The sequence below is a fragment of the Tritonibacter sp. SIMBA_163 genome (assembly GCF_046535935.1).
In the GTDB taxonomy this organism is placed as follows: Bacteria; Pseudomonadota; Alphaproteobacteria; order Rhodobacterales; family Rhodobacteraceae; genus Epibacterium; species Epibacterium scottomollicae.
The window spans coordinates 1-252 of the sequence record NZ_JAWJBP010000904.1 but is presented as its reverse complement, the minus strand read 5'-3'; the positions used below and the strand labels follow the sequence as shown (position 1 = coordinate 252).

At 57.9% G+C, this 252-nt stretch carries 1 protein-coding gene; it reads right to left on the bottom strand.

All coding sequences use genetic code 11. The annotated features are described in order from the left end of the window. On the bottom strand, nucleotides 1-252 hold a 252-nt coding region (locus R0J92_RS24950; protein ID WP_411053661.1), incomplete at both ends, for a CDP-alcohol phosphatidyltransferase family protein.

Here is a 252-nt window from a genome sequence, read left to right as displayed (position 1 = left end):
GCGCGTCGCAACTGGTCGGTCACGATCTGGACAAAGAAAAAGACGGATGCCACCAGTGTGAAACCGATGGGAATCAACAACAATCTGACATCTGTGACGTCGTAGTGGCGATACCAACCGATCAACACCGCGAGATGCAGTGCGGTGGTCTTGATGCTGTCGACCACATGATCGAGCCACTCACCAGCAGGCGTGCCGCCCCCGCGCAGGCGTGCGAGTTGACCGTCTGCCGAATCGAATGCGTAACCGACC